The 24,104-nt window shown below is 69.1% G+C and carries 22 protein-coding genes; 9 read left to right on the forward strand and 13 right to left on the reverse strand.

Annotated features, from left to right (window positions below; genetic code table 11):
* Positions 1 to 67: 67 nt before the first annotated feature.
* The 4 genes from K3888_RS01260 to K3888_RS01275 all read right to left on the reverse strand — a co-directional run bounded on the left by K3888_RS01260 (position 68) and on the right by K3888_RS01275 (position 3,625).
* Entirely contained in the window at positions 68 to 1,492 is a 1,425-nt protein-coding gene (locus tag K3888_RS01260; protein WP_230928407.1) for an amidase, read from the reverse strand.
* Between the two features lie 61 nt (positions 1,493 to 1,553).
* Positions 1,554 to 2,357: an SDR family NAD(P)-dependent oxidoreductase gene (locus tag K3888_RS01265; RefSeq protein WP_230928408.1), complete on the reverse strand. Its 804-nt coding sequence runs from the start codon at positions 2,355 to 2,357 to the stop codon at positions 1,554 to 1,556.
* Between the two features lie 23 nt (positions 2,358 to 2,380).
* The gene (locus tag K3888_RS01270; protein ID WP_230928409.1) at positions 2,381 to 3,109 is read right to left on the reverse strand and encodes a sulfite exporter TauE/SafE family protein; all 729 of its coding nucleotides are present in this window, start codon (positions 3,107 to 3,109) and stop codon (positions 2,381 to 2,383) included.
* 39 nt (positions 3,110 to 3,148) lie between these two features.
* Positions 3,149 to 3,625 carry a nuclear transport factor 2 family protein gene (locus K3888_RS01275; RefSeq protein WP_230928410.1) on the reverse strand — a complete coding sequence of 159 codons (477 nt, stop codon included), beginning with the start codon at positions 3,623 to 3,625 and terminating at the stop codon, positions 3,149 to 3,151.
* 82 nt (positions 3,626 to 3,707) lie between these two features.
* Here K3888_RS01275 and K3888_RS01280 point away from each other — a divergent pair, with 82 nt between their 5' ends.
* Positions 3,708 to 4,325, forward strand: coding sequence for a TetR/AcrR family transcriptional regulator (locus K3888_RS01280; RefSeq protein WP_230928411.1), 618 nt, complete (start codon positions 3,708 to 3,710; stop codon positions 4,323 to 4,325).
* Positions 4,326 to 4,433: 108 nt separating this feature from the next.
* The gene (locus K3888_RS01285) at positions 4,434 to 5,222 is read left to right on the forward strand and encodes an SDR family NAD(P)-dependent oxidoreductase (protein WP_230928412.1); all 789 of its coding nucleotides are present in this window, start codon (positions 4,434 to 4,436) and stop codon (positions 5,220 to 5,222) included.
* A 91-nt stretch (positions 5,223 to 5,313) separates the two neighbouring features.
* Here K3888_RS01285 and K3888_RS01290 read toward each other — a convergent pair whose 3' ends face one another.
* On the reverse strand, positions 5,314 to 6,156 hold the full coding sequence (locus tag K3888_RS01290; RefSeq protein WP_230928413.1) for an ABC transporter ATP-binding protein: 843 nt from the start codon (positions 6,154 to 6,156) through the stop codon (positions 5,314 to 5,316).
* Positions 6,156 to 7,091, reverse strand: a complete 936-nt coding sequence (locus tag K3888_RS01295) for an ABC transporter substrate-binding protein (RefSeq protein WP_230928414.1) — start codon at positions 7,089 to 7,091, stop codon at positions 6,156 to 6,158. The genes K3888_RS01290 and K3888_RS01295 overlap by 1 nt, the downstream gene beginning before the upstream one ends.
* Positions 7,092 to 7,153: 62 nt before the next feature.
* On the opposite strand from K3888_RS01295, the gene K3888_RS01300 reads away from it, so the two are divergent.
* From K3888_RS01300 to K3888_RS01310, 3 genes are all read left to right on the forward strand, one after another.
* The gene (locus K3888_RS01300; RefSeq protein ID WP_230928415.1) at positions 7,154 to 8,221 is read left to right on the forward strand and encodes a FecCD family ABC transporter permease; all 1,068 of its coding nucleotides are present in this window, start codon (positions 7,154 to 7,156) and stop codon (positions 8,219 to 8,221) included.
* Positions 8,218 to 9,258 (forward strand): FecCD family ABC transporter permease, encoded by a 1,041-nt coding sequence (locus K3888_RS01305; protein ID WP_230928416.1) that lies wholly within the window; start codon positions 8,218 to 8,220, stop codon positions 9,256 to 9,258. Before K3888_RS01300 ends, K3888_RS01305 begins: the two co-directional genes overlap by 4 nt.
* Before the next feature lie 527 nt (positions 9,259 to 9,785).
* The gene (locus K3888_RS01310) at positions 9,786 to 9,929 is read left to right on the forward strand and encodes a hypothetical protein (protein WP_230928417.1); all 144 of its coding nucleotides are present in this window, start codon (positions 9,786 to 9,788) and stop codon (positions 9,927 to 9,929) included.
* Between the two features lie 70 nt (positions 9,930 to 9,999).
* Here the strand turns inward: K3888_RS01310 and K3888_RS01315 are convergent, their stop codons facing one another.
* Positions 10,000 to 11,745, reverse strand: a complete 1,746-nt coding sequence (locus K3888_RS01315; RefSeq protein WP_230928418.1) for an AMP-binding protein — start codon at positions 11,743 to 11,745, stop codon at positions 10,000 to 10,002.
* A gap of 202 nt (positions 11,746 to 11,947) precedes the next feature.
* Between K3888_RS01315 and K3888_RS01320 the strand changes: the two genes are divergently transcribed.
* Entirely contained in the window at positions 11,948 to 12,580 is a 633-nt protein-coding gene (locus K3888_RS01320; RefSeq protein WP_230928419.1) for a TetR/AcrR family transcriptional regulator, read from the forward strand.
* Positions 12,581 to 12,674: 94 nt separating this feature from the next.
* The gene (locus K3888_RS01325; protein ID WP_230928420.1) at positions 12,675 to 12,881 is read left to right on the forward strand and encodes a hypothetical protein; all 207 of its coding nucleotides are present in this window, start codon (positions 12,675 to 12,677) and stop codon (positions 12,879 to 12,881) included.
* A gap of 236 nt (positions 12,882 to 13,117) precedes the next feature.
* Here the strand turns inward: K3888_RS01325 and K3888_RS01330 are convergent, their stop codons facing one another.
* The 4 genes from K3888_RS01330 to K3888_RS01345 form a co-directional block, all read right to left on the reverse strand.
* Positions 13,118 to 14,410: an amidohydrolase gene (locus K3888_RS01330; protein WP_230928421.1), complete on the reverse strand. Its 1,293-nt coding sequence runs from the start codon at positions 14,408 to 14,410 to the stop codon at positions 13,118 to 13,120.
* Positions 14,410 to 15,438, reverse strand: coding sequence for a non-homologous end joining protein Ku (ku, locus tag K3888_RS01335; RefSeq protein ID WP_230928422.1), 1,029 nt, complete (start codon positions 15,436 to 15,438; stop codon positions 14,410 to 14,412). The genes K3888_RS01330 and ku overlap by 1 nt, the downstream gene beginning before the upstream one ends.
* 63 nt (positions 15,439 to 15,501) lie before the next feature.
* Positions 15,502 to 16,644 (reverse strand): RNA polymerase sigma factor, encoded by a 1,143-nt coding sequence (locus K3888_RS01340; protein ID WP_230928423.1) that lies wholly within the window; start codon positions 16,642 to 16,644, stop codon positions 15,502 to 15,504.
* A gap of 4 nt (positions 16,645 to 16,648) precedes the next feature.
* On the reverse strand, positions 16,649 to 17,059 hold the full coding sequence (locus K3888_RS01345) for a YciI family protein (protein ID WP_230928424.1): 411 nt from the start codon (positions 17,057 to 17,059) through the stop codon (positions 16,649 to 16,651).
* A 158-nt stretch (positions 17,060 to 17,217) separates the two neighbouring features.
* Here K3888_RS01345 and K3888_RS01350 point away from each other — a divergent pair, with 158 nt between their 5' ends.
* Positions 17,218 to 18,111 carry a DUF1295 domain-containing protein gene (locus tag K3888_RS01350; RefSeq protein ID WP_230928425.1) on the forward strand — a complete coding sequence of 298 codons (894 nt, stop codon included), beginning with the start codon at positions 17,218 to 17,220 and terminating at the stop codon, positions 18,109 to 18,111.
* Between the two features lie 47 nt (positions 18,112 to 18,158).
* Positions 18,159 to 20,810, forward strand: a complete 2,652-nt coding sequence (locus K3888_RS01355; RefSeq protein WP_230928426.1) for an ATP-dependent DNA ligase — start codon at positions 18,159 to 18,161, stop codon at positions 20,808 to 20,810.
* A gap of 79 nt (positions 20,811 to 20,889) precedes the next feature.
* Here the strand turns inward: K3888_RS01355 and K3888_RS01360 are convergent, their stop codons facing one another.
* Together K3888_RS01360 and K3888_RS01365 are read right to left on the reverse strand one after the other, a co-directional pair.
* A complete protein-coding gene (locus K3888_RS01360) occupies positions 20,890 to 22,029 on the reverse strand; it encodes a CaiB/BaiF CoA transferase family protein (protein ID WP_308281871.1) in 1,140 nt (379 codons plus the stop codon).
* Positions 22,026 to 23,894 (reverse strand): flavin-containing monooxygenase, encoded by a 1,869-nt coding sequence (locus tag K3888_RS01365; protein WP_372459518.1) that lies wholly within the window; start codon positions 23,892 to 23,894, stop codon positions 22,026 to 22,028. The genes K3888_RS01360 and K3888_RS01365 overlap by 4 nt, the downstream gene beginning before the upstream one ends.
* Between the last annotated feature and the right edge of the window lie 210 nt (positions 23,895 to 24,104).

Raw genomic sequence — 24,104 nt, forward strand, 5'->3', positions numbered from 1 at the left:
GACGTGTCGGGGGCGTCTGGCCGCGACCGTACGCCCCCTCGACCCGCTGGCCCACCGATGCGTCAGCTCACCACCCCTGATATCCGGGCGCGATCCGGGTCCACGGCGCGGCAGCCTCGAGCTGCCCGGCCAGCCGCAGCAGCAGGTCCTCGCGCGCGTAGTCGGCGACGAACTGCACGCCCACCGGCATGCCTCGCTCGTCAGCACCTGCCGGCAGCGACAGGGCAGGCTGCCCGGAGATGTTGAAGATGCCGGTGCACACGGAGTACGCCGAGGACCGGGTCCACATCGACTCCGGATCCCTCACGTCGAGGAAGCCCAGCTCCGGGGTGGTTGAGGGCAGCGTGGGCAGCAGCAACACATCCACGCTGTCGGCTCCGAACAGCTCGGCCACGCTCCACCCGGTCCGCTGGGCGAACTGCAGCGCCCGGGCCACGCCGGGGGCGGTGTGGGTCATGGCGTTGTCGAGGATTGTCCGGGTCCACGGCTCGATGTCGTCGTCGTCGAGCTCCCTCCCCAGCTCCGCGAGGCGGTCCTCAATGGTCGCGCGCAGCTGGGCGCCCATGATCGTTCCCACCGCGGTCATCACCTCGATCACATCAACGCCCAGCTCGACCTCCCGCACCTGGTGACCCAGCGCCTCCAGGGTCGCGGCGGTGCGCTCCACGGCGGCGGTGCAGTCCGAATCGGTGGGAAAAGGCCCGGGCGCGACCCGCAGTACGCCCACGCGTAGCCGACCCGGATCGATGCCCACCTCCTCGACGAACGGGCGCGCCGGCGTGGGCGCCCCGTAGGCGTCGCCGGGCACGTGCCCGGCGACGACGTCCAGCAGCGCGGCACTGTCCCGGACGGTGGTGGTGACCGCGTGGTGGTAGGCCACCGGGGCGGCGAGCCCGATGGGATGCGGCCAGGTGGGGACACGGCCGCGGCTGGGCTTGAGTCCGACGAGTCCGCACATCGCGGCGGGGATGCGGATCGAGCCGCCGCCGTCGGTGGCGTGGGCCACGGGCACCATCCCCGAGGCGACCGCCGCCGCCGACCCGCCACTGGACCCGCCGGTGGAGTAACCGGTGTTCCAGGGGTTGCGGCACGGCCCGTGCAGCAAGGATTCGGTGGTGGTGGTCTTCCCCATCTCCGGCACGTTCGTGGTGCCCAGGACCACCATCCCGGCGGCCTTGTAGCGCTGGACGATCGTGCTGTCCACGCTGGCCACGACGTCGGCGAACAAGCGCGAACCGTCGGCGGCGGGCAGCCCGGCGACGTCGGTGCCGAGGGCCTTGATGACGATCGGCACGCCGCACATCGGTCCGTCGGGCAGCCCCGCGGCGACCTCGGCGCGAGCCTCGTCGAAGCGGGTGGCGACCATCGCGTTGAGCTCCGGGTCGTGGGCCTCGATACGGCCGATGGCCTGTTCCAGCACGTCGGCGGGATCGAGGTCGCCGGCGCGGATGTCGGCGGCGAGCGCCACCGCGTCGCGGGGGTCGGTGGTCATGGCGAGGGACTCCTTGGGGTGTGGGGTGTGTACTACGACGACGACAACGGCTGCGACCCGGTCAGCCCCACCGGGACTGGCCGCCGTCGAGCGGGATGGTCGCACCGGACAGATACGAGGCCTCCGCCGAGCAGAGCCAGGCCACGGGCCGGCCGATGTCCTCCAGCGGGTCGCCCACCCGGCCGGCGGGGATGCCGGCGACGAACTCGGCGGCCTCCTCCGGGTTGTTCTCCATCCACCAGTCGAGCCCGGGGCTGTGGGCGTGCGGGGCGATGTTGAGGGCTCGGATGCCGTCGGTGGCCCACTCGTAGGCGGCGGCGCGGGTCAGGGCTCGGACGGCTTCCTTCACCGCGGCGTAGATGCCGTAGTTGGCGGCGTCCCAGCGCACGGCCGCGGAGGTGACGAGATTGATGACGGTGCCGCCGCCGCGCTCGGCCATCACCGGGCGTGCCAGCTTCATCAGGGACAGGCTGACACGGGGTCCGCCCTCGAAGGCCTTGCGGAAGTCGTCGTCCGGGTAGTCCGACAGCGGCAACGGCATAGCCATGTTCGCGTTGTTGACGAGGATGTCGACACCGCCCAGACGCTCCACCGCCGTGGAGATGATGAGGTCGGGCGAGCCCTCCGCCACGATGTCGGCGGCCAGACATTCGGCGGTGCCGCCGGCGGCGCGGATCTCCTCGGCCACGGCCTCGAGCTTCTTCATGCGGCGGCCCACGAGCAGGACCGCGGCGCCGGACTCGGCGAGCCCGAGCGAGATTCCGCGGCCCACACCCTGGCCGCCGCCGGTGACGACCGCGACCTTGCCGGCCAGTCGGTTCGCACGGTCGGCGCGGGCGAGATCGTTGGGGAGTTGAGCTGACATTGTTCCTCCGTGGTGATGGTGGTTCATGAGGTGACGATGGTGACGATCCCGGCGAGTACCACGAGGGCGATCACGGCCGAGCGGAAAATATGGGTGGGCAGGCGCTGTGCGATGGCGATGCCGACCTGGTTGAAGACCAGCCCGGCCACGACGCAGGCGGCGAGCATCGGCAGGATCGCCGGGACGTCGACGTCCGTGCCCGCCCACAGCAGCGACAGGGAGACGATGCTGGTGATGACGAAGTAGCCGGCGAGGTCGGCGATAAAGCTCAGCGGCGGGAGCTTGGCCCGGCCGAGCAGCAACACGACGGGTGGGCCGTTGAGCGAGGTGGTGGTGGAGAAGTAGCCGCCGATGGCGCCGGTGACCGCGGTGAGCCACGCCGCCGGTGGCCTGGCGCCTTTCGAGGTGGGCAGCGCCATGGCCAGGCCACACACGATGGTGATCACACCGGCGGCCGGTTTGAGGTGCTGCTCGGGCAGCATACTCATGGTCTCCACGCCCAACCACGCCCCCGGCAGGCTGGCCCCGCCGAGCAGCGCGACCCGGCGCCAGTCGATGTGCTCGCGCAGCTGGTAGGTCACGCCGACGCGGGTGACCAGGGCCACGACGAGGTTGATCACCACGGTCTCCGTGAGCCCGACCCCGGCCATGAGCATGAACGGGGTGGCCATGAGCGACGTGCCGAAACCCGTCGCCCCGCCGATGACCGAGGCCACGGCCACGCACAGGACCGCGACCACGATCAGTTCCACGCCGATTCGCTCGTCCCGTCTACTCGCCCGCCCTCGCTGCTACTTGTCGTCGGCCGGGGCGAGGTGGTTGTCGTTGAGCTGGAAGCTGGGCACGTCCTTGAGGTTGATCATGGCCTCGTAGGTGCGCTTGTAGCCGGTCTTCGTGATCATCCAGTGACCGTCGATGAACGCGTACGCGTCGTCATAGAAGGCGCCGCCGAAGATGTACGTGTCGAAGGCCGGCACGATCACCCGGTCCTGCAGGTACCAGCGGCCGGTCGCGGTGTCGCCGTCGACCTCGATCTCCGGGTGGTGCGCCTGGTGCTCGGTGATCACGCCGTTTGTCATCTGCCCCTTGAGCCCCTCGACCACTTGGTCACGACCGGTGTAGGACAGGCGCTTGCCATAGGAGGCGGTCACCTCCGGCGCGAGGGTCTGGGCGAGCTCATCCCACAAGCGGAGGTCCACGCAGCGCAGGTAGCGGTACTTGAGCGACTTGATCGCGTCGATGTCGTCGCGGCGGTCACGGGAGGTCATCAGCAGGGGCCTTTCACACAGGAAACTGGCACGTGTTCTACGTACACCACTGCGACTGTAGTCAATTGTGTACAGTTTGGGAATGGAACGCGAGAAACCGACTCCCGAGCAGGCGCCCGCGCCCGAGGCCGCGGCCCGCCCGACCGGCCGGGATGAGATCCGGTCGGCCGTCCTGCGCGAGGCCCGCCGGCTGTTCTCCGAGCGTGGCCCGCAGGTACCGCTGCGCGACATCGCCGACGCCGCCGGAGTGAACCTCGGACTGATCCACCGTCACATCGGCCGGAAAGAAGCCCTGATCGCCGCAGTCATGCAGGATGCGGTCCGGTTCGGCGCAGCGCGCCTGGAGAACACCGACGACGCCGGCGAGGCCGTCCGGGGCATGCTTCTCGGCGCCTCGTCGCATCCCGAGATCAGCCGCCTGTTGGCCTGGCTGGCACTCGACCGCGACGCCGCCTTTCCGCCGATGGTCGACCCCTCCCTGCGCCCGGCCGCGGAGCTACGGCGCATGAACGACCCCCCGCCGGCGGGCGACGTCGAACTGCTGTTGGTGTTCACGGCCGTCTACGGGTGGCCCGTCCTGCGCGGAGCGCTTCTCGACGCGCTCGACATCCCCGAGTCCGAGCGCACCGGCATCGACGAACGCCTGGCCGACCTCCTGGCCCGGGTCGTCACCCGTGGGTCCGACGACGCGAGCGCCTGACATCCCGGGCGAGACGACCACATCTCCACTGATCCCGTGTGCGCCGCCACGTCACCCGGTAGAACTTGTTTCAGAAGCTACTCGTAAAGCATTGACTTAGAGGTGGGTATGGGAACTCTTGACAGCCGTGTGGCAGTGGTGACCGGAGCCGGGATGGGCATCGGTCGTGGGATCGCCGGGGCGCTGGCCCGAGAGGGCGCCTCGGTGATCGTGGCGGAGATCGACGAGACCACGGGCGCCGACACCGCGGCCTGGCTGCGGGACGAGTGGGGGATCGGGGCGGAGTTCGTCCGCACCGATGTGACCGACAAGGAGCAGGTCCTCGCGATGGTCGCCGCGGCATCGGACCGCTTCGGCCGACTGGACGTCCTGGTCAACAACGCGTGGAAGGGCTCCGGCTTCGCGCGGCTGGAGAACATGACCGACGAGAAGCTGCGTGGCGGTTTCGACATGGCCGTGATGGCCGCGTTCTGGGCGATGCAGGCGGCGTTGCCGGAGCTCGAGAAGCACGGCACCGGGCGCGTCATCAACCTGTGCTCGCTCAACGGCGTCAACGCGCACATGTACTCCGTGCAGTACAACGCCGCCAAGGAGGCACTGCGCACCCTGACCCGGACCGCGGCACGCGAGTGGGCGCCGCGGCAGATCTGCTGCAACGTGATCTGCCCCGGCGCCCAGAGCGAGGCGTACCGGCGGGTGGCCGAGGCGAACCCGGAGATGGCGGCGGGCATGGCAGCCGCGAACCCGATGGGTCGAGTCGGTGACCCGCTCGACGACATCGGGCCCGTGGCCGCATTCCTCGCGAGCGACGCGAGCCGTTACATGACGGGAAACACGCTTTTCGTCGACGGCGGCGGTCACATCAACGGCGTCCAGTGGGCGCCGAACGTCGACTGATCCGCGAGGGGCGTCGGGGTCCGTCTAGACAGATAGAGCTCCGGTACAGATCCCCGGCGCGGCCCTCGGTGCCGCGGGCAGGTGGCGACGCTCAGCATCTGCGGCGCCGGTCGAGCGGGACGACCATCGGCGTTCCCGTCACCACGTCGGGAGTGATAACGCAGGAGAGTCCGAACACGGACTCCACGAGCTCCGCGGTGAGCACGTCCACCGGAGCACCGGTGGCCACCACGTATCCGTTCTTCATGACCACCAGGTGTGAGGCGTAACGGGCGGCCTGGTTGAGGTCGTGGAGCACCGCGATCACGGCCCGGCCCGCGTCATGTTGATCACGCAACAGCTCCAGCACATCGTATTGATGCGCGATATCGAGGTAGGTGGTCGGCTCATCGAGCAGGAGGATCGGGGTCTCCTGCGCCAGTAACATCGAGATCCAGACGCGCTGCCGCTGGCCGCCGGAGAGGTGGTCGACCTCACGATCGGCCAACCCGGTCACGCCGGTCGCCGCCATCGCCTCGGCTACCACCACGTCGTCACGGCGGCTCCATTGGCGGAGTGGACCGTGATGCGGGTGCCGACCCCGGGAAACCAGGTCCGCGACCCGGATCCCCTCCGGTGTGACCGCGCCCTGCGGGAGCAGACCGATGCGCAACGCGACCTCCTTGGTGCGCAGCCGGTGAAGATCCCGGCCGTCGAGGAGAACTCGTCCCGCCCCGGGGGTGATCACCCGGGCCAGCGCTTTGAGCAGGGTCGACTTTCCGCATGCGTTCGGACCGACGATCACTGTGAACGCGTCGTCGGGGAGGGCCACGTTGAGATCGCTTGACACCACGCGACGCTCGTACGCGAGCTCCGCCCCCTCGACCACCAGTGCGGGCTGAAGGTCGAGGATGCCGGGGGCCGCGTCAGCGGAGCCGGGCTCGGCGTGCGGCATCAGCCGAGGGTCTCCTCGACGTCGTCGAGGACCATCCCCGCGCCCAGGACACCGATGCCGACCATCCACGTCTCGTCCTCGACCTCGAACACCCGATCCGCACGAACCGCGGGGAGGTCGCCCCACAGGCCGGTGACAGTGGCCATGGTGGTCACGGACGGATCGCCGCCCGGGTTGGTGAAGAAGATGGTCTCTCCCGTGATCTGCTCGTAGAGTTCCGGGGACAGCTCCGCCATGGAGTATTCGTTCCACTCCCGGTCACCCAGGTCGAAGCCCATCTGAGACAGGATCGAGCCGGAGAACGTCTGGGGTCCGTAGAGGCGGAAGTTGTCCGGACGGAAGCGAACGATCGACAGGCTCTTGCCCTCCGCGTCCACGTCCGCCCCCACGTCAGCGATGCGGGCATCGAGGTCGTCGATCAGGCTCGACATCTCCTCCTCCTCACCGACCGCCGCGGCCGTGATCTGCGCCTGCTCCTGCCAATCGGTGCCCGAGTTCTCGGAGAACACCGTGGGGGCGATACCGGAGAGTTCGTCGTAGATCGCCTCGTGACGGACCTTGGCGCCGATGATGAGGTCGGGGGCGAGGTTGGCGATCTTGTCGATGTCCGGCTCGGCGGTCAGACCGACCGTCTCGGCGTCGATATCGCCCAGGTACGGCGGTGACCCGGTACCGGCGGACGACTCGGTCACCCCGACCGGCATGTGCCCGAGCGCGACGAGGGCGTCGAGATGCGGGGAATCGAGCACGACGATCCGCTCGGGCGTGCCCTCGATGACCGTGTCGCCCATAGCGTGGGTGACGGTGTACGACTCGTCACTCAACGAACCCCCTTCGTCGGTGCCGCCCGAGCAGGCGGACAGGGCGAGAATCGAGACGATGGAGGCGGCAAGGAGCGCTGACTTTGCGCGACGTCGTCGCGGGAAGGTGGTCATGGGTCACGATCAAACCACAACGCAAGGTTAGCCTTACCTTTGGCCTGGATTAGAGTTCCACCGTGCACTCCACCCCAGCGAAGGCCGCCGCCGACGACCCCCTCGCGCCCGCGGGCCGACGATCCGGGCGGCAGCGCGCCGGCGCCGCCCTCGGTTTCTCCCTCGCTCTGGCGGCGCTGGCCGCGGCTGTCGTGGCGAGCCTGGCGATAGGCGCCCGCTCGATCCCACCTACCGAGGTGATCGAGGCCCTCCTCGGGCGCGGGTCCCAGGACGTGGTGGGCATCGTCGGAGAGCTTCGCGTCAGCCGCACTGTGATGGGCGTGACGTGCGGGGCCGCGCTCGGCGTCGCAGGTGCGCTCATGCAGGCCGTCACCCGCAACCCGATCGCCGACCCGGGCATCCTCGGCGTCAACGCGGGGGCGGCGCTAGGTGTCGTGCTGGGGGCGTCGGTCACCGGTGGCCTCGGGCTCGCCTCGACCGTCTGGTTCGCGCTGGTGGGCGCCGGTGTCGCCTCGGCGATCATCCTGCTGCTGTCGGCGTCGAGGATGGCCGCCGCGTCACCTGTACGGCTCACTCTCGCGGGCGTGGCCCTCGCCGCGGTCCTGTCCGGGTTCAGCCAGGCGCTGGTCGTGCTCGACGAGTCCGTTCTCGAGTCGTACCGCTTCTGGCAGGTAGGTTCGCTCACCGCTCGGCCGGTCGATCAGGTGACCGGCGTGATCCCGCTCATCATCGCGGGGGCGGCGATCTCGCTTCTCCTCCTCCGCGGGTTGGACGCTCTCGCGCTGGGTGACGACTCGGCCACATCGCTCGGGGTCAAGCCCGGTCGCGTGCGGATCTGGAGTCTCGTGGCCGTGGCGCTCCTCGCGGGAACGGCGACCGCGCTGGCCGGCCCGATCGGGTTCATCGGCCTGATCGTCCCCCACGTCGCCCGTGGGATCGTCGGCCCCGGACTGCGGCGAATCGTGCCACTGTCGATCGTCCTCGCGCCGGCACTTCTTCTGTTCTCCGATGTGCTGGGTCGCGTGATCGGGGGCGGAGCGGAGATCCCCGCCGGGGTCGTCACCGCGTTCATCGGTGCACCCCTGCTCATCGCTCTCCTCGTCACCAGACGACGGGTGGTTGTGGCATGAGCACGTCAGCCCTCCCCCGCGGTGAGCGCGTCCTGCGGGCACGCGACCTCTCGGTCCGGGTGCATGTCCGCACGGCCTGGTTCACCGCCGGCCTGTTCCTGCTGACCCTCGTCGTGATCGCCGCATCGCTGGTGATCGGCGAGTACGCGATCTCCGTCCCCGATGCCGTGGCGACCCTTTTCGGCAGCCCTCCCGACCGGACCACCGACTTCTTCGTCCACGAACGGCGACTCCCCCGCGCGGTCGTCGCGATGGCCGTGGGGGCCAGCCTGGCGGTCTCCGGAACCCTGTTCTGCGTCCTGACGCGCAATCCACTGGCCAGCCCCGACATCATCGGCGTCACGCAGGGCGCCTCGGCCGGCGGCGCCACGGTGATCCTTCTCCTCGGCGGGGGGATCGTCCAGGTATCGCTGGGCGCGTTCGCCGGCGCTGCCCTCACCGCCGGGTTCATGCTCACCCTGACCTGGTGGCGCGGCCTCAGCGGTGCGCGCCTGGTCTTGGTGGGCGTGGCGCTCGGCGCAATGTCGATGGCCTACGTGGCGTACCTGCTGTCCCTGGTGTTCGTCCCCGGCGCGGTCACGGCCCAGGTCTGGCTGACCGGTTCCCTGCAGGGCCGCGGATGGGCCGAACTCATTCCGGTCGTGTCCTGCCTGACCGTCGCAGCGGTCCTCATCTCCGGCCAGACCCGGAACCTGCGCCAGCTCGCCCTGGGGGACGAGGTCGCGACGGCACTGGGCGTGCGTTTGCGCAGCACCCGACTGGTCCTCATCGGCGCGGCCACACTCCTCGCCGGCGCGGCGGTCGCGACCGCCGGGCCGGTCTCGTTCGTCGCCCTCGTCGCCCCACATGTATCACGGCTGCTCACGCGGACCGATCACCTTCTTCCGGCCGCCCTGCTCGGTGGCCTCCTGCTGCTGATCAGTGATCTGGTGGCGCAGCATGCGTTCGCGATGCCGCTGCCGGTCGGCGTGGTGACCGTCGTCGTCGGCGGAGTCTTCTTCCTGCTTCTACTGTGGCGGGAAGGACGACGTGGCTGATCCGATTCGGCACCCCACCTGCGTGAGCCCGGGGTCCACGAACTCTCGGAACGGAGTGTGTGTCGGAGCGAGGACGTACATTGGAGTCACGTCTTGCCAGAAGGGATGACATGCACGAGCCGTACCGCTCACCCGCGCACGAGCCCGGTGCGCACGAACGGGCTTACCCCGCCGGGCAGACCGAGTCGTTCGAGACCCGGGCTTTCGACGTCCCCGCGGCCGAAACACGCCAATTCCCGCCTGCTCAGTCCCCGCTATCGTCGCCCGTGCCCAATCCGGCTCAGGGACGGGCACCGTCGCCGGCACCGCAGCCGTATCCACCCGGGCCGGAGCGCCCGGCGCGGCGCCCACCAACTGGGCACCAACCGCTCGCACACGAGGGCGGTCTGCCATACGGGAACCCGCCGGCTCCCGCGTATCCCCAGCCCCAACAGTTCGTCCCCCAGCACCTGGCGGTTCCGCACCAGTTCGGCGCCGGCCCGTACCCCCAACACGCCGGTCCGTATCCCCAGCACCCGTATCAGTACTTGTACCCGCCGCAGCCCTTCCAGCAGACGGTGGTCGTACACAACGGTCGCCGCGTCAACCATGTATTGCACCTGGTACTGACGCTGCTGAGCGCGGGGTTGTGGCTACCGGTCTGGATCATCCTGGCGATCGCCAACTCCTAGGCGCCCACCCGGCATTCGGCCATGCAGGCCCCGGGACTGCCCGGCCGTCTCGGGCAGTCCCGGGTGTGGATCAGGCCGGTGAGCGGCCGTAGCGGTCGTACTCGGCCAGCAGGGCGGCCTTCTCGTCGTCGTCCATCCGGTGGTACTCGTGGGTCTTGGTGTCACCGAGGTACACGGCGTCTCCCACCGTCCACGACTGGCGCCGCAGTCCCTTCTTGTCGATCTTGCGCGTTGCGGTAACGGGGATGTCCTCCACCACCCGCACGAACCGCGGCGCCCATTTGGTGCCCAGATCCGACTGCTCCGTGAGGAAACGACCGAAGGCTTCCGGGTCGAAAGTCGTACCCGGCGCCATCTCGACGGTGGCCATCACCTGGTCGCCGGTCCGCGGGTCCGGCACCGGGTAGACGGCGACCAGCACGACTCCGGGGAAACGCGCGAGGATCCGCTCAACAGGCGCGGCGGCGAAGTTCTCACTGTCCACGCGCATCCAATCACCCCCGCGGCCCGCGAAGTAGAAGAAGCCCTCGGCGTCCCGGTAACCCAGATCCCCCGTCCGGTAGGCGGAACCATCGATCCGCTCGGCAGTGGCCTGTGGGTTGCGGTAGTACCCTTCGAACATCCCCGCGCCAGTGCGGTTGACGATCTCGCCGGTCGCAGACTCCGGATTGAGCAGGCGGCCGGTGGAGTCGAACTCCGCCCGCGGGCATTCGCGCCCATCGGCATCGAGGATGCAGACATCCATGTAGTCCGCGGGCAGACCGAGCGCATTCCGCGGGGAATCCGGCGTCAGACTGATGACCACGGCACCCTCGGACGAGCCGTAGCTCTCGATCGGCCGGGTTCCGAACCGCCGCTCGAACTCGTCCCGATCATGCGGGGAGGCCTCGGTGCCGAACACCTGACGCAGACGGGTCTGCTGTTCTCGGGGAGACTCCGGAACGGCGAGGATGTACGCCAGTGAGCGGCCCACGTAGTTGAAGAACGTCGCGCCGAACGTGAGTATATCGGGCAGGAAACCAGACGCGGAGAACTTGCGACGCATGCTGAACGTGGCGCCGCTGAACACCGAAGGCCCCCAGCAGGAGAAAATGGCGTTGCCGTGGAAGAGCGGCATCGCGTTGTAGGTCACGTCGTCGGTGGTGAACCCGAGGTAGTTGATCGCCGAGAGCGCGGCCAGTCGCCCGGTGCTGCAGATGACGGCCTTGGGCGCGCCGGTCGATCCAGAGGTGAAAGTGAGGAGCACGGTCGTCGCGGGATCGTTCGCTTCCGGAACGTCCGGCAACTGCTCCCCCGTTGCGCCCTCAACGCGTTCCCGCCACTGCCGACTGTCGGCGAGGAAGACCCTGTCAGCATCCACGCCCGTGTCGAGACCGTCCAGCAGCACCGCCTGTTCGGAATCGGTGACGATGAGGTCACAGTCCACAGCGCGGATGTCCGTCGCGAGTTCGGTTCCCCGACGGGTGGGGTTGATACCGACGATCGTCGCGCCCGCCAGTGCGGCGGCCCCGATCATGAAGAGGTACTCGGGCACATTCTCCAACAGCACTCCGACGTGGAATGCCCGACCCTCGCGCCGAAGCCCGTGAAGCACGATCGCCCGCTTCTCGGCCTCACGTACAACCTCGCCCCAGGTGAAACGCTGATCCTCGAAGAGCAGCCCAGGTCGGGTATCTCCGCGGCGGCGACCGAGGATGTCAGCGAATGTGAGTCGCTGCTCGGCGACCTCGGCCGGAAGCAGCCGCTCGACCTCGACGATGGCCGCCCCTGTCGTTTCGGACGTGGGCGCGAAGTTCGCATGAGTCGTGCTCGCCATTCGTGTTTTCCTCATATCTTTCGCACTGGTCAGCGCCCTGCCGCACTGACATAACAACTGTTGTGTGAAGTCCTACGGAAGACGATGCTAGCTCACATGTGTCGAAAGTCACAAGCGCTCCGCGTGGATTATTGTGAACCGTTGACCGCCCGGCTCACCACACCGTTTCCCAGCCGGAGCAGAAGTGAGGACGACCGTGGACATGCCCCCTTCCAGCGTCGACGCGAACCGTCGCGAGATCGCCTCCGCGGCCTGCGAGCTGGTCGCCGACGGCGGACTGGACAGCGTCTCCATGCGCCGGATCGCCAAGCACCTGGGCGCCACCACGGGCTACATCTCGCACTACTACGCGGACAAAGAAGACCTGCTCGAGGCGGCACTCCGTGCGGCCCTCTCCGAACTCACCGCCGGTTCCGCTCCGCGGTCCACGACCCTGGAGGAGTGGATCGACAACGCGGTTCTGACGCTGCCGCACAACGTCGACACCCAGAGGTTCTGGCGGATACTGACCGCGTTCCAGTCCGCCAGTCTCAACAACGCGCGTCTGGCCCAGATCCTGCGCGACTACGTCGTGGAGCAGATCTCGGCGCTGACCGGCCACCTCGCCGTCATACTGGGCAGCACCCCGCCGGAGAACGAGGTCACCGCGCTGGCCCGCTCGTTGTTCGCGGTGGTCTCGGGGCTCGGCACCACCTCCACCATCACCCCGGACGCGTTCACGCCCGCCCAGCTGCGGACGATCGTGCGCTCCTCGGTGTACGGCCTGCTCGACGAGTTCGCCTCGCGACACCCCGGGATAGGCCCCACACCCGACGGGCCCACGCGCCCGGCCTGAGCCGGCCCCCTCGCACCGGTGCAGGTGGCGACACGGCGCCACCACTGCTAGTCAGGAGGTGTCCCAGTGTGGAACGACGCGAGGAGGCACGCAGATGGGTGTCGAGGACCACGATCCCGAGGAATACACGCCGGATCCCGATCCGGTCACGGCGCGGGAGGAGTATGAGCCCGCGCCTGTCGATGCCGGCTCCGTCGGCGAGGCCGACCCGGCCGACGTGGCAGAGCAGTCCGTCGAGGTGCCGGTGACCGAGCCAGGACCCGAGGAAGCCGACGACTACGACGACGAGGAGGCCGGCTGACACAAGCCGGCCAGTCGCCCGACGCCCGGATGGGCGAAATTAAAGGAATCGCCGGGGCCGCGGAGGGGGGACAACGCGGCTCCGGCGATTCTGACGCACGACGCGGGGTCGCGACCCGGGGGGCGGGTCTGCGGCATCCGCACATCGCTGCAGAGTCGGCGACAGCTGGCGGGGGGATATCAGCTTTCGCCACCGACTAACCCGAGGGTAGCCACACATCTGCGACTTCACAACTGTCAAGTCTGCTCGGAGCCCCCATTCGGGCGTACCGCCACGGCCGGAAGCTCGGCGCCCAGGTAGGCCAGCGCCGCCACCACCTGAGCGCGTGTGGCCGTGAGCAGCGTCGGCACCTCCAGCGGCGCGAAGCGCGGCGAGTGGTTGGCCGGGATCTCGCGACCCACCGCGCCCCGGGAGAGCGCGTCCCGGTAGCGGTCCGGGTCCACCGAGCCCACGGTCCAGTACGTGTACGGCACACCGAACGCGTCCGGGATCAGGGAGAAATCCTCCGACGGCGTGACCCGACCGGCCTCGTACACCGCTCGCGCGCCGAAGTGGTCGACGAAGGCCTCGGTGACCGTGTCCGTGACCGCGGGGTCGTTGCGGGTGAGCGGGTACTGGTCGTAGTAGAGGAAGTCCGGATCGGCCGGGGACCCGGCCGCCACACACTCCGCGCGGACGATTCGCTCGATCGCCGCGATCACCTGCTCGCGCACCGCCATGTCGTAGGTGCGGATGTTGAGCAGCAGCTCGGCCGAGTCCGGGATGATGTTGGCCTTGGCGCCCGCGGAGATCGAACCGACCGTCACGACCGCGAACGTCCCCGGTTCCACCTCACGCGAGACGATGGTCTGCAGGCGCAGGACGATCGACGACGCCACCACCACCGGGTCCACCGCCGTGTGCGGCATCGAACCGTGCGCGCCCCGGCCGTGGATCGTGATCTTCAGCGAATCGCCGGCCGACAGGACCGGGCCCGTCACGGTGCCGATCGTGCCGGCCGCGGTCGGCATGACGTGCTGACCCAGCGCCACATCCGGCCGCGGGACCCGTTCGAGCAGGCCGCCGTCGACCATCGCCCGGGCGCCGGCGGCCGTCTCCTCCCCCGGCTGGAACACCGCGATGTAAGTGCCCGACCACACGTCACGATGCTCGGCCAGGATGCGGGTAGCACCCAGCAACGCCGCCGCGTGCGCGTCGTGGCCGCACGCGTGCATCACGCCGGGAGCCTGGGGGGCGTACTCCAGACTGGTGTCCTCCTCGATCGGCAGTGCGTCGATGTCCGCGCGGGCCAGGACCGTGGGCCCCTCGCCGTTGCCGATGACCGCCACGACACCCGTCCCGGCGATGCGCTGCGGCTCGAGCCCCAGCGCGGTGAGCTCCCGCTCGATCCGGTCCGCCGTCGCATGCTCTGCCATGCTGAGCTCCGGATGCCGGTGGAAGTGGCGATAGAGCTCGCGGAGCCACGGGAGAAGGTCCGCCGCGCGGTCGGCCAGCTCGGCGGCCGGGTCGGGAACGGGCCGGCCGGTCATCAGGCCGACTTCTTTGCCGGGGCCTTCTTGGCGGTCGACTTCGACGCCGTCGATTTCTTGGCCGTGGATTTCTTTGCGGCTGACTTCTTCGCCGCAGGCTTCTTCGCGGCAGGCTTCGTCTCCGCAGACTTCGTGGCCGGGGCCTTCTTGGTGGACGACCTGGCACTCTTCTTGGCCGCTGCCTTTTTAGTGGAGCCGGAACCGTTGTCGTCGTCGGTCTTGTCGTCGTCGGACTCATCCACGTCCCCGCCGCGGTCCTTCACGCTCGCGCGCAGGGCGGCGAGGAGGTCGGCGACCTCGTCGTCTCCGTCGTCGTCGGAGCTCTCCCGCTCCTCCACCGTGAACGCCTCACCACCGGCGGCCTTGGCCTCGATGAGTTCCTTGAGCTGGTTCTGGTAGTCGTCCTCGTACTTCTCCGGCTCGAAATCCGCCGCCATGGTCTCGATGAGCGACGCCGCCATCTTGACCTCCTGCGGCCGCACCTTGGCCTCTTTGTCCAGCCCCTCGAGGATCGCCGGGCGGATCTCGTCCGGCCACAGCAGCGTCTGCAGCATCAATACGTCCTTATACACCCGTAGAGCACACAGGCGGGTCCGGTTGCGCAGCGTGAACGTGCAGATAGCCAGCCGATCAGTCGACTCGAGAGCCTCACGCATGAGGATGTACGCGCGATTCGAGCGCGATGCCGGCTCCAGGAAATAGGCGTTGTCGAAAGCCACCGGGTCCACCTGATCGGCGGGCACGAACTCGGTGACCTCGATCTCGTGGTTCTGCTCGACGGGCAGGCTGGCCAGGTCCTCCTTGGTGAGGATCACCATCTCGCCCTCGTCGGACTCGTACGCCTTGGCGATGTCGCCGTACTCGACCTCGTCGCCGTTGTCGTCACGCACCCGCTTGTAGCGGATCCGCACGCCGTCGTTCTTGTCGACCTGCCGCGCCCGCAGATCGTGGTCCTCCGTCGCCGCGTAGACCTTGACCGGCACGTTCACCAGGCCGAAGGAGACCTCGCCCTTCCAGATGGATCGCATGGGGGCAGTATGCGCCGGATCGGGGCCCGGGGCAGCCGGACGGGCATAGCGCGCTCGCGTCGGTCATGGCGCCCCCGTGCCTTCGCCCGCCTTCCGTGCGAGGTACCGCTGCTCGGGCAACGAGGTCGCCTCCGAGGCCGCTCGGCGGTAGAGCTCGCGCGACCGCGCGCGGTCCCCGGCCATTTCGTACAGATACGCCTGTGCCGCGGTGCGCCTGGGCAGCGTCTCCGGCACCTCGGCCAGAGCGGCCAGCCCGGCGTGCGCGCCGTCGGCGTGCCCCACCGCCACCGACCGGTTCAGCCGCGCGACTGGGGTCTCACGCAGGGCCAGCAGCTCGTCGTACCACTCGACGATCTGCACCCAGTCCGTCTCGGTGGTGGACGGGGCGTCGGCGTGCAATGCGGCGATCGCCGCCTGCGCCTGGTATTCTCCCAGCTGGTCGCGCGCGAGCGCCGCCTGCAGTATCGCGATGCCCTCGGCGATCGCGCCCTCATCCCACCGGCTCCGGTCCTGCTCGGCGAGGGGCACAAGCTCGCCGTGGTCGTCCGTCCGGGCCGCCCGGCGCGCGTGGTGCAGCACCATGAGCGCCAGCAGTCCCCGAACCTCGGGATGGTCGATCGACCTCGACAGCTGGCGCGCGAGTCGCAACGACTCGGCGGCCAGATCCACCTCCCCGGTGTACCCCTCGTTGAACACCAGGTAGAGAATCCGCAGCACGGTCGCCACGTCGCCGGGCCGGTCCAGACGTCGGCCGGCGAGGGTGCGCTTGGCGCGGCTGATGCGCTGCGCCATGGTCGCCTCCGGCACCAGGAACGCACGGGCGATCTGGCGAGTCGTCAGGCCGCCCACCGCGCGCAGTGTCAGCGCGATGGCCGAGGGCACGGGCAACGATGGGTGGGCGCACAGGAAGTACAGCCACAGGGTGTCATCCACCAAGGGCCCCGCCGCCTCACCCGCACGCTCGGCCTCGATCACCTCCTCGCGCCGCCGACGGGCGGCCTCCGACCGGGTCGCGTCGAGAAACCTGCGCCACGCCACCGTGATCAACCAGGCGCGGGGGTTGCGCGGCGGATCGACGGCCCAGGTGCGCAGCGCCTCGACCAGCGCTTCCTGCACGGCGTCCTCGGCCGTCGCGAAGTCCGCCCCGCGCCGGACGAGGACGCCGATCACCTGCGGGGTCAGCGCCCGCAGATCCGGATCATCCACAGGCTCAGCCCTCGACCTCCCCCATACCGGTGAGCAGTGGCCGCAACTCGAGCCACTCGCGGATCGGCTCGCCACCGGGCCCCGGGGCCGCGGACAACTCGCCCGCCAGCTCCACGGCACGCTCGTAGCCGGCCACGTCGATCACCATCCAGCCGGCGATCAGGTCCTTGGTCTCGGCGAAGGGACCGTCCGTCAGCGGCGGGCGCCCCTCGCCGTCGAACCGCACCCACGCCCCCGACTCCGACAGCGCGTTAGCGTCGACGTACTCGCCGGACTCCTCCAACCGGGCAGCGAAGTCGTTCATGTACTGGATGTGCGCGGCCACCTCCTCCGGCGTCCACTCGGCCATGGGTGGATAGGTGGGCTGCTCGGGGGCGGAACCCCGGTAGTGCTTGAGCATCAGGTACTTGGCCATGACGGTCCTCCTCGGGTCGTGTGACCCAGTGTGGTCGCTTCACCAGGGGGACGGAACCGCTATCGGGTTCTCGACACCGCCAGGCGCGGAGCCGCCGTGTCGCACCAGATTCCACCGTTTCGCCGGCCGGGGCGGGCGGCGCTCATTACCCTCCTCCCATGGGCCGAGGGGCGTCACTTCTACGGATCGGGGTCGCCTACGTCATCGCCGTCGCCGCGGGACTCGCCTGGCTGACGTGGGGGCCGGACACCGGCCGGCTGTGGCTGGACGGCTTGATCGCCGACCTGATCGCCACGCTGGTGGTCTTCGCGGCCAGCCGGATCTACGGGAACTCGAGTTTCTACGACGCCTACTGGTCGGTCATTCCGCCGCTGCTGACCTTCTACTGGTGGGTTGCCGCGGACGCAAAGGTGGACGACGCCCGCTGGTGGCTGATGATGGCCGTACTGCTGGCGTGGGCGGTGCGCCTGACCGCGAACTGGATCCGCACCTTCCCCGGCATGCACCACGAGGACTGGCGGTACCCGATGGTCCGGGCGAAGGCCGGCCGCTTCGAGTTCGCCGCCGATCTGCTCGGCATCCACGTCTTCCCGACCCTGCAGGTCTTCGCGGGTCTCATCCCGGTCTATGTGGTCGCCACAAGGGCCGGCGAGCCGCTCGGGTGGCTCGACGTCGTCGCCTTCGTCGTGGGCGTGGCCGCGCTGGCCCTGGAGACGATCGCCGATCTGCAGATGCATCGGTTCCTCGCCACCCGCACGCCGGGCCAGGTGATGGACGCCGGGGTGTGGTCGTGGTCCCGGCATCCCAATTACTTCGGCGAGTGCGGGATCTGGTTCTCGATGGCGTTGTTCGGCTTCGCGGCCCACCCCGGCGCGTGGTGGGTGTTCTCGGGCGTCGCCGCCATGGTGGCGATGTTCCTGGCGGTGAGTATCCCGATGATGGAGCAGCGAAGTCTCGAACGTCGTCCCGAGTACGCCCGGGTCGTGGAGCGGGTGTCTCGGTTCGTTCCGCGCCCGCCCAGGAAGATGCCGGCGGAGAGGACTCCTGTGTAGGACCGATGCCGGTCGCCGGCGTCGGACGCAGATGCGAGAGTGGGGCCATGGCTAGCAACGGGCAGAAGGAATCGGTGGAGGTCGACGGGCAGACCGTGCGCTTCACCCATCCCGACAAGGTGCTCTACGAGACCACCGGCACCACCAAAGCCGAGGTGCTGGAGTACTACTTGGCCATCGCGCCGCTGCTCATGACGTACGCCGGCCGCCGGCCGGTCACCCGCAAGCGCTGGCCCGATGGCACGGAGGACAAGTCGTTCTTCGAGAAGAATCTCCCCCAGCATGCGCCCGACTGGGTACCGCGGGTCGCCATCGAGCATTCCTCGCGCACCGTTCGCTACCCGGTGCTCGACTCCCCCGCGACGCTGGCGTGGTTCGCGCAGCAGGCCGCGCTCGAGCTGCACGTGCCGCAGTGGACCCTCGAGAACGACGAGCCGGGCCGGACGCGCCGGATCGTGATCGACCTCGATCCGGGCGAGGACGTGGATCTGGATACGACGGCGAAGGTGGCCCTGCGTGTCAGGGATCTCCTTTCCGAGGCGGGGCTCGACTCCTTCCCGGTGACGTCAGGGTCCAAGGGCATCCATCTCTACGCTCGCCTCGACAAGGCGGTCACCGCCGCCAGCGCCTCCAAGGTGGCCAAGCAGATCGCGCAATCACTGGCCAAGCAGACTCCCGACCTGGTCACCGCCACCATGAAGCGCTCCATCCGCGACGGCAAGGTGTTCGTCGACTGGAGCCAGAACAGCGGCGCCAAGACCACCGTCTCCCCCTACTCCCTGCGCGGGCGGGCCGAACCGTGGGTGGCGGCGCCCCGCTCGTGGGAGGAACTCGGCGACGGCGGCCTGACGCACCTGCACTGGGACGAGGTCCTGGGGCGGCTGGACTCCGACGGCGACCTCCTCGACGGGCTCGGGCGCTCAGGCTCAGGGGCTGCCAAGAAGAAACCCGCCACAAAGACGACGGCGAAAAAGGCCCCCGCCAAGAAGTCGGCGTCGTCATCCAACTCGGCATCGCGAGCCAAGAAATCGGGAAGCGGCAAGAAGAGCTCATCGTCGTCAGATGATGAGGACCCCGAGCCCGCCGCCACCAGCTCGACCGACGTCGAGGGCTGCGACGCCGGCCCCACCAGCGCCAACGCCGTGGTGACGAGTCTCGAGGAGTACCGCCGCAAGCGGGATCGCCGGAAGACGCCGGAGCCGTTCGAGGGTGAGGTCGAAACCGATCGCTCAGGAGGCGACGGACCGATCTTCGTTATCCAGGAGCACCACGCCCGCCGCCTGCACTTCGACCTGCGGCTCGAGCACCACGGCGTCATGGCCTCGTGGGCCGTGCCCAAGAACCTGCCGACCGAGCCCAAGGACCGGCGGCTCGCGGTGAACACCGAGGACCACCCGCTCGGCTACGAGACATTCGAGGGCACCATCCCCAAGGGCGAGTACGGCGCCGGGCACATGACCATCTGGGACCGCGGCACCTACGAGTGCGAGAAGTGGCGCGAGGACGAGATCATCGTGTGGCTCGACGGCAAGAAAGTCTCCGGCCGGTACGTCCTGGTGCGCACGAGCGCCGAGAAGAACCAATGGATCGTGCAGTACATGAAGGACCAGTCGCCGGACTCCTTCTACGGCGGCCGCGACAACCCCAAATCGCGGTACCCCGAGGGCGACAAGCGGGCACGCGGCTCCGGCAACTCCGATGGTTCCGACGGCAAGGCGCGCTCGCGTTCCACCGACCGATCCGACCGCGCCACGAGCCCCGACGTGCCGCCGCTCCCCATGATCCCCACGGCCGCCGAGGTCACTAGACTTCCCGACGACACGTGGGCGTTCGAGGGAAAGTGGGACGGCTACCGCGTGACCGTGGCGACGAACGGCGAGCAGACCCGCCTGGTCAGCCGCAACGGCAACTCCATGGACTGGCTCGCCGACGGCTTCCCCGGTCTCGCCGAGACTCTCGAGAAACGCGCGGTGATCGACGCGGAGTTGGTCATCCCCGACTCCAACGGCGTGCCCGACTTCGCCTCACTGGCCAAGCAGGCCGCCGCGGAGGGCAAGGACTCGTCACTGCCGCCGGTCGAACTGTTCGTCTTTGACGTGCTCGAGGTCGACGGCGTGGACCTGCAGTCGCAGCCGTGGGAGCGTCGCCGGGAGGTGCTGGACCTGCTCGCGCCGGCCATGCGCTCGGTCGACCGCGTGCACGTGCCCGAGGTGCTCGGAGGCCCCGGCGACCGCGCCCTGGCCGAAGCCGAGGAATACGGCTGGGAGGGCATCGTCGCCAAGCGCCGCGACTCGAAGTACGAGTCGGGTCGGCGGTCAAAGGCATGGCTCAAGCAGAAGCTGCTCACCACCACCGAGGCCGTGGTGGGCGGCTGGCGGCCCGGCAAGGGCGGCCGCGCCGGCTCGTTGGGCTCCCTGCTGTTGGGCCTGCCCGCCGAGACGGGGCTCGCCTACATCGGCCGCGTCGGCACCGGGTTCACCGACAAGCAGGCCCGCGCCCTGCTCGACGAGCTCGAACCGCTGCGGCGCAAAACCAGCCCCTTCGTCGAGCAACTGCCCACCGACGCCCGTCGCGACGCCATCTGGGTCCTGCCCAAGCTCGTCGTGGAGGTCCGCCATCAGGGCTTCACCGACGACGGCCACATGCGCCAACCCTCATGGCGCGACATCCGCCGCGACAAGCTACCCGGCGATCTGTAGTGGCCGCCGCGGGCTCCGGGGCGGGCGCGTAGCGAGCCGGCCGGGTGGCTAGCTGAGCTACGCCAGTGGCTCGTCGCCCTCAGACCCGCGGCACGCCGTCGGCGCTCCAGCGCGACATCACCGTGCGGACATCGGCGTCGACCCGCGGCGGCGCCGCGCCTTCGGACGAGGCGAGGCGCGGTGCCGCGGCGGGCATGGGGAACCCCTGGTCCTCCACGAAGCCCGCGCGCTCGGTGGCCTGCGGGTGCAGGGTCGCCTCGTGGAGCGTGAGCACCGGGGTGACACAGGCGTCGAGGTGCTTGAACAACGCGGCCCACTCGTCTCGGTCCCGACCCGCGAAGATGCCCGAGAAGACCTGGGCCAGGCCGGGCCAGTTCTCGGGGTTCCATCGATCGGCCAGGTCCGCCGGATCGAGACCCAGCCCGCCCAGGAAGCGCTCGTAGAACACGTCCTCCAACGCGCCGACCGCGACGAACCGACCGTCCGCACACTCGTACGCACGGTAGAACGGCGCCGACCCGTCAAGCAGATTGGTCCCCCGACGCGGTGACCACCGGCCGGCGTGCTCCCACGAACGCAGGAGGGAGGTCAGGGAACTCGCGCCGTCGGCCATCGCGGCGTCCACCACCTGGCCCCTGTCGGTGCGCTCGCGCTCATGGAGCGCGGCCAGCACACCCACCAGCAGGAACATCGACCCGCCGCCGAAGTTGCCTACGTAGTTCACCGGGGGAACAGGCGGACCGTTCGCCGGCCCCAGCGGCTCCAACGCACCCGCGAGCGCCAGGTAGTTCACGTCGTGCCCGGCGCGGCGCGCGAGCGGCCCCTCCTGGCCCCAGCCCGTCATCCGGCCGTAGACCAGGCGTGGATTCTCGGCGAGCAGGACATCCGGACCGAGGCCCAGCTTCTCCATGGCCCCCGGCCGGCTGCCCTCCAGCAGCACGTCGGCGTGACGCAGGAGGTCACGGACCGCGTCCAACTGGGCCCGATCGGTGAGATCCGCCTGCAGCTCGGCGCGCCCTCGCAGCATCCCGGCGTTGGGGTCGGTGACCCCGTCATCGTCCGCCCCGCGCGGCGGACGCACGATCCGCACCACGTCCGCGCCCATATCGGCGAGCATCATGCCAGCGTGCAGGAGCGGCCCGATCGCCTCCATCTCCACGACCCGGACGCCCGAGAGCGGGCCGCCGTGCGGGGTGGCGGCGGGGTTGGTGGCGCTCACCTCTGCTGCCCGGCCAGGGCGCGCGCCGGCTCCAGGTGGAAATCGTCAGGATCCACCCGGTAGGTCATCCTCCAGTAGTCGTTGATGCGCCACGGCAACACGGCCACGACTCGCCCGTCCGGATTGCGGTACCAGTTCTCCATGCCGGGATGCGTCCACACCATCTGCCCGTGCTGGCGGTCCACCGCCTCGTTGTAGGCATCGTTGACCTCGGCCCTGCATTCCAGCACCCCGAGGTCCCGGCTGCGCATGAGCTCGATCGCGTCCATGATGTACCGGATCTGGCACTCCAGGATGGTGATGAAGCTGCCGCCGTGGCCGATCGCCGTGTTGGGTCCGGTCATGATGAAGAAGTTCGGCAGGTCCGGGGCGGTGATGCCCAGGTAGGCGCGGGCGTCGTGCTCGCCCCACATCTCGGCCGTCGACTTACCCGACCGGCCGACGATGTCCATCGGATACAACACCCGCACGCTCTGGAACCCCGTGGCCATGACGATGACGTCCAGCTCGTGCTCCTGCCCCTCGGAATCCACCAGGCCGGTGGGGGTCACCGCATCGACGCCCAGCGGGACGAGCTCCACGTGCGGCCGGCGGAGCATCGCGAACCAGCCGTTGTCCAGCAGCATGCGCTTGCCGAACGGGGGGTATTGCGGCAGCGACGCCTCGATGAGATCGTCGCGATCGCCCAACTGCTCCCGCAGGTACCGCTCATAGAACCGGCGGTGACCGTGGTTGACGGCGTTGATCGACACGGTGGGCTCCTCCCACTCCGGGTCGATCTGTAGGGACGGGTACACCTTGTCGTTGAAGATCCACGACAGCCGCGCCCGGTACCACTCCCGGTACCCCGGGACGTGGTCCATCAACCAGTGGACATCCTCCTCGATGGTGGTGAAGTAGTCGTCGTTGGGCGCGATCCACTGGGGCGAGCGTTGGAAGACGGTCAACGAGCCGACCCGGTCCACGATCGCCGGACCGATCTGCATCGCGCTCGCGCCGGCGCCCACGATGCCCACGCGCTTGCCGCGCAGCGCGTCGGGATCGTCGAGCTCGGAAGGCCATTCAGCGGAGTGGAACAGGCGACCCCCGAAGTCGTCCATCCCCGGGATCGACGGCATCTTGGGGCGGTTCAACAGCCCGACTGCGCTGATTACCACCGGCGCGTCGAGAATCTCCGACTCGCCACCCGGCCCGCGTACCGTCACGTGCCAGACCTGACGGTCCTCGTCGAACTGCGCGCGCGTCACCTCGTGGTTGAAGCGCACATGCCGGCGGATGTCGTTCACCGACGCGAAGTCCTCGAGATAGGTCTGGACCTCGTCGCGCTTGCCGAAGTGGGTGGACCAGTTGTGTGGGAAGGAGGTGATCGAATACAGGTGACTCGGGGTGTCCACCCCGGCGCCCGGATAGCGGTTCTCCCACCACGAACCACCGACGTCGTCGTTCTTCTCCAGGATCACGTGCGGGATCCCGGCGTTGGTCAGCTCGACCGAGGCGAGCATCCCGGCGATGCCGGCGCCGATCACGACGGCGTGCAGACGGTCGTCCTGCCGCCCGGCCGGGACCTTCGGCCGCGGCCCGTGGACGATCTCGGCCATCATCGGACCGAAATCCGCAGGCACCTCCTCGCCGCAGGTGAAGTCGAGGATCTCACCGACCTCCGCGGCGGACAAGGTGCGTCGGGCAGGGCTGCCCGTCCCCCACCACTGCTCGACCGCATCGACCAGACCCTGCTGGACCTCCGCACGGATCTCTTCGGGCAGCCCGCCGGTCGCATTGTCGTCCATGCCCCGGCTGCGGGTTGGCTGGAAACGGTCGGCTTTCCACCGCTCGTCGCCGGTGAGTTCCAGCAGGACGGCGAGCATGGTCGGGATGTTGCCGCCACGCACTGCCGATCGAAGTCGGGACCGATACTGTTCGCTGATGCTGTTCATAACGAGCGAGACTAACAGCAGTTAGTCACGACGGCTAGACATCGCCGGAATCGCGATAGCTCCGCGCCAGAGACCCGCTTGACGGAGTTTTCTCCGACTGCCACTATGAGCCAAGTCATACTAACGATCGTCAGCCACTAT

Source organism: Dietzia aurantiaca (assembly GCF_021033825.1).
Lineage (GTDB): Bacteria > Actinomycetota > Actinomycetes > Mycobacteriales > Mycobacteriaceae > Dietzia > Dietzia aurantiaca.

Bases quoted from the DNA above. Each gene is read 5' to 3' on its own strand.
- K3888_RS01280 (WP_230928411.1), top strand. From the start codon at position 3,708: ATGGAACGCGAGAAACCGACTCCCGAGCAGGCGCCCGCGCCCGAGGCC.
- K3888_RS01325 (WP_230928420.1), top strand. From the start codon at position 12,675: ATGGGTGTCGAGGACCACGATCCCGAGGAATACACGCCGGATCCCGAT.
- K3888_RS01265 (WP_230928408.1), bottom strand. From the start codon at position 2,357: ATGTCAGCTCAACTCCCCAACGATCTCGCCCGCGCCGACCGTGCGAAC.
- K3888_RS01365 (WP_372459518.1), bottom strand. From the start codon at position 23,894: ATGCTCGCCGTCCTGCTGGAACTCACCGGCGACGAGCGGTGGAAAGCC.
- K3888_RS01285 (WP_230928412.1), top strand. From the start codon at position 4,434: ATGGGAACTCTTGACAGCCGTGTGGCAGTGGTGACCGGAGCCGGGATG.
- K3888_RS01345 (WP_230928424.1), bottom strand. From the start codon at position 17,059: ATGGCCAAGTACCTGATGCTCAAGCACTACCGGGGTTCCGCCCCCGAG.
- K3888_RS01295 (WP_230928414.1), bottom strand. From the start codon at position 7,091: ATGACCACCTTCCCGCGACGACGTCGCGCAAAGTCAGCGCTCCTTGCC.
- K3888_RS01290 (WP_230928413.1), bottom strand. From the start codon at position 6,156: ATGCCGCACGCCGAGCCCGGCTCCGCTGACGCGGCCCCCGGCATCCTC.
- K3888_RS01355 (WP_230928426.1), top strand. From the start codon at position 18,159: ATGGCTAGCAACGGGCAGAAGGAATCGGTGGAGGTCGACGGGCAGACC.
- K3888_RS01315 (WP_230928418.1), bottom strand. From the start codon at position 11,745: ATGGCGAGCACGACTCATGCGAACTTCGCGCCCACGTCCGAAACGACA.
- K3888_RS01260 (WP_230928407.1), bottom strand. From the start codon at position 1,492: ATGACCACCGACCCCCGCGACGCGGTGGCGCTCGCCGCCGACATCCGC.
- K3888_RS01305 (WP_230928416.1), top strand. From the start codon at position 8,218: ATGAGCACGTCAGCCCTCCCCCGCGGTGAGCGCGTCCTGCGGGCACGC.
- K3888_RS01330 (WP_230928421.1), bottom strand. From the start codon at position 14,410: ATGACCGGCCGGCCCGTTCCCGACCCGGCCGCCGAGCTGGCCGACCGC.
- K3888_RS01275 (WP_230928410.1), bottom strand. From the start codon at position 3,625: ATGACCTCCCGTGACCGCCGCGACGACATCGACGCGATCAAGTCGCTC.
- ku (WP_230928422.1), bottom strand. From the start codon at position 15,438: ATGCGATCCATCTGGAAGGGCGAGGTCTCCTTCGGCCTGGTGAACGTG.
- K3888_RS01350 (WP_230928425.1), top strand. From the start codon at position 17,218: ATGGGCCGAGGGGCGTCACTTCTACGGATCGGGGTCGCCTACGTCATC.
- K3888_RS01320 (WP_230928419.1), top strand. From the start codon at position 11,948: ATGCCCCCTTCCAGCGTCGACGCGAACCGTCGCGAGATCGCCTCCGCG.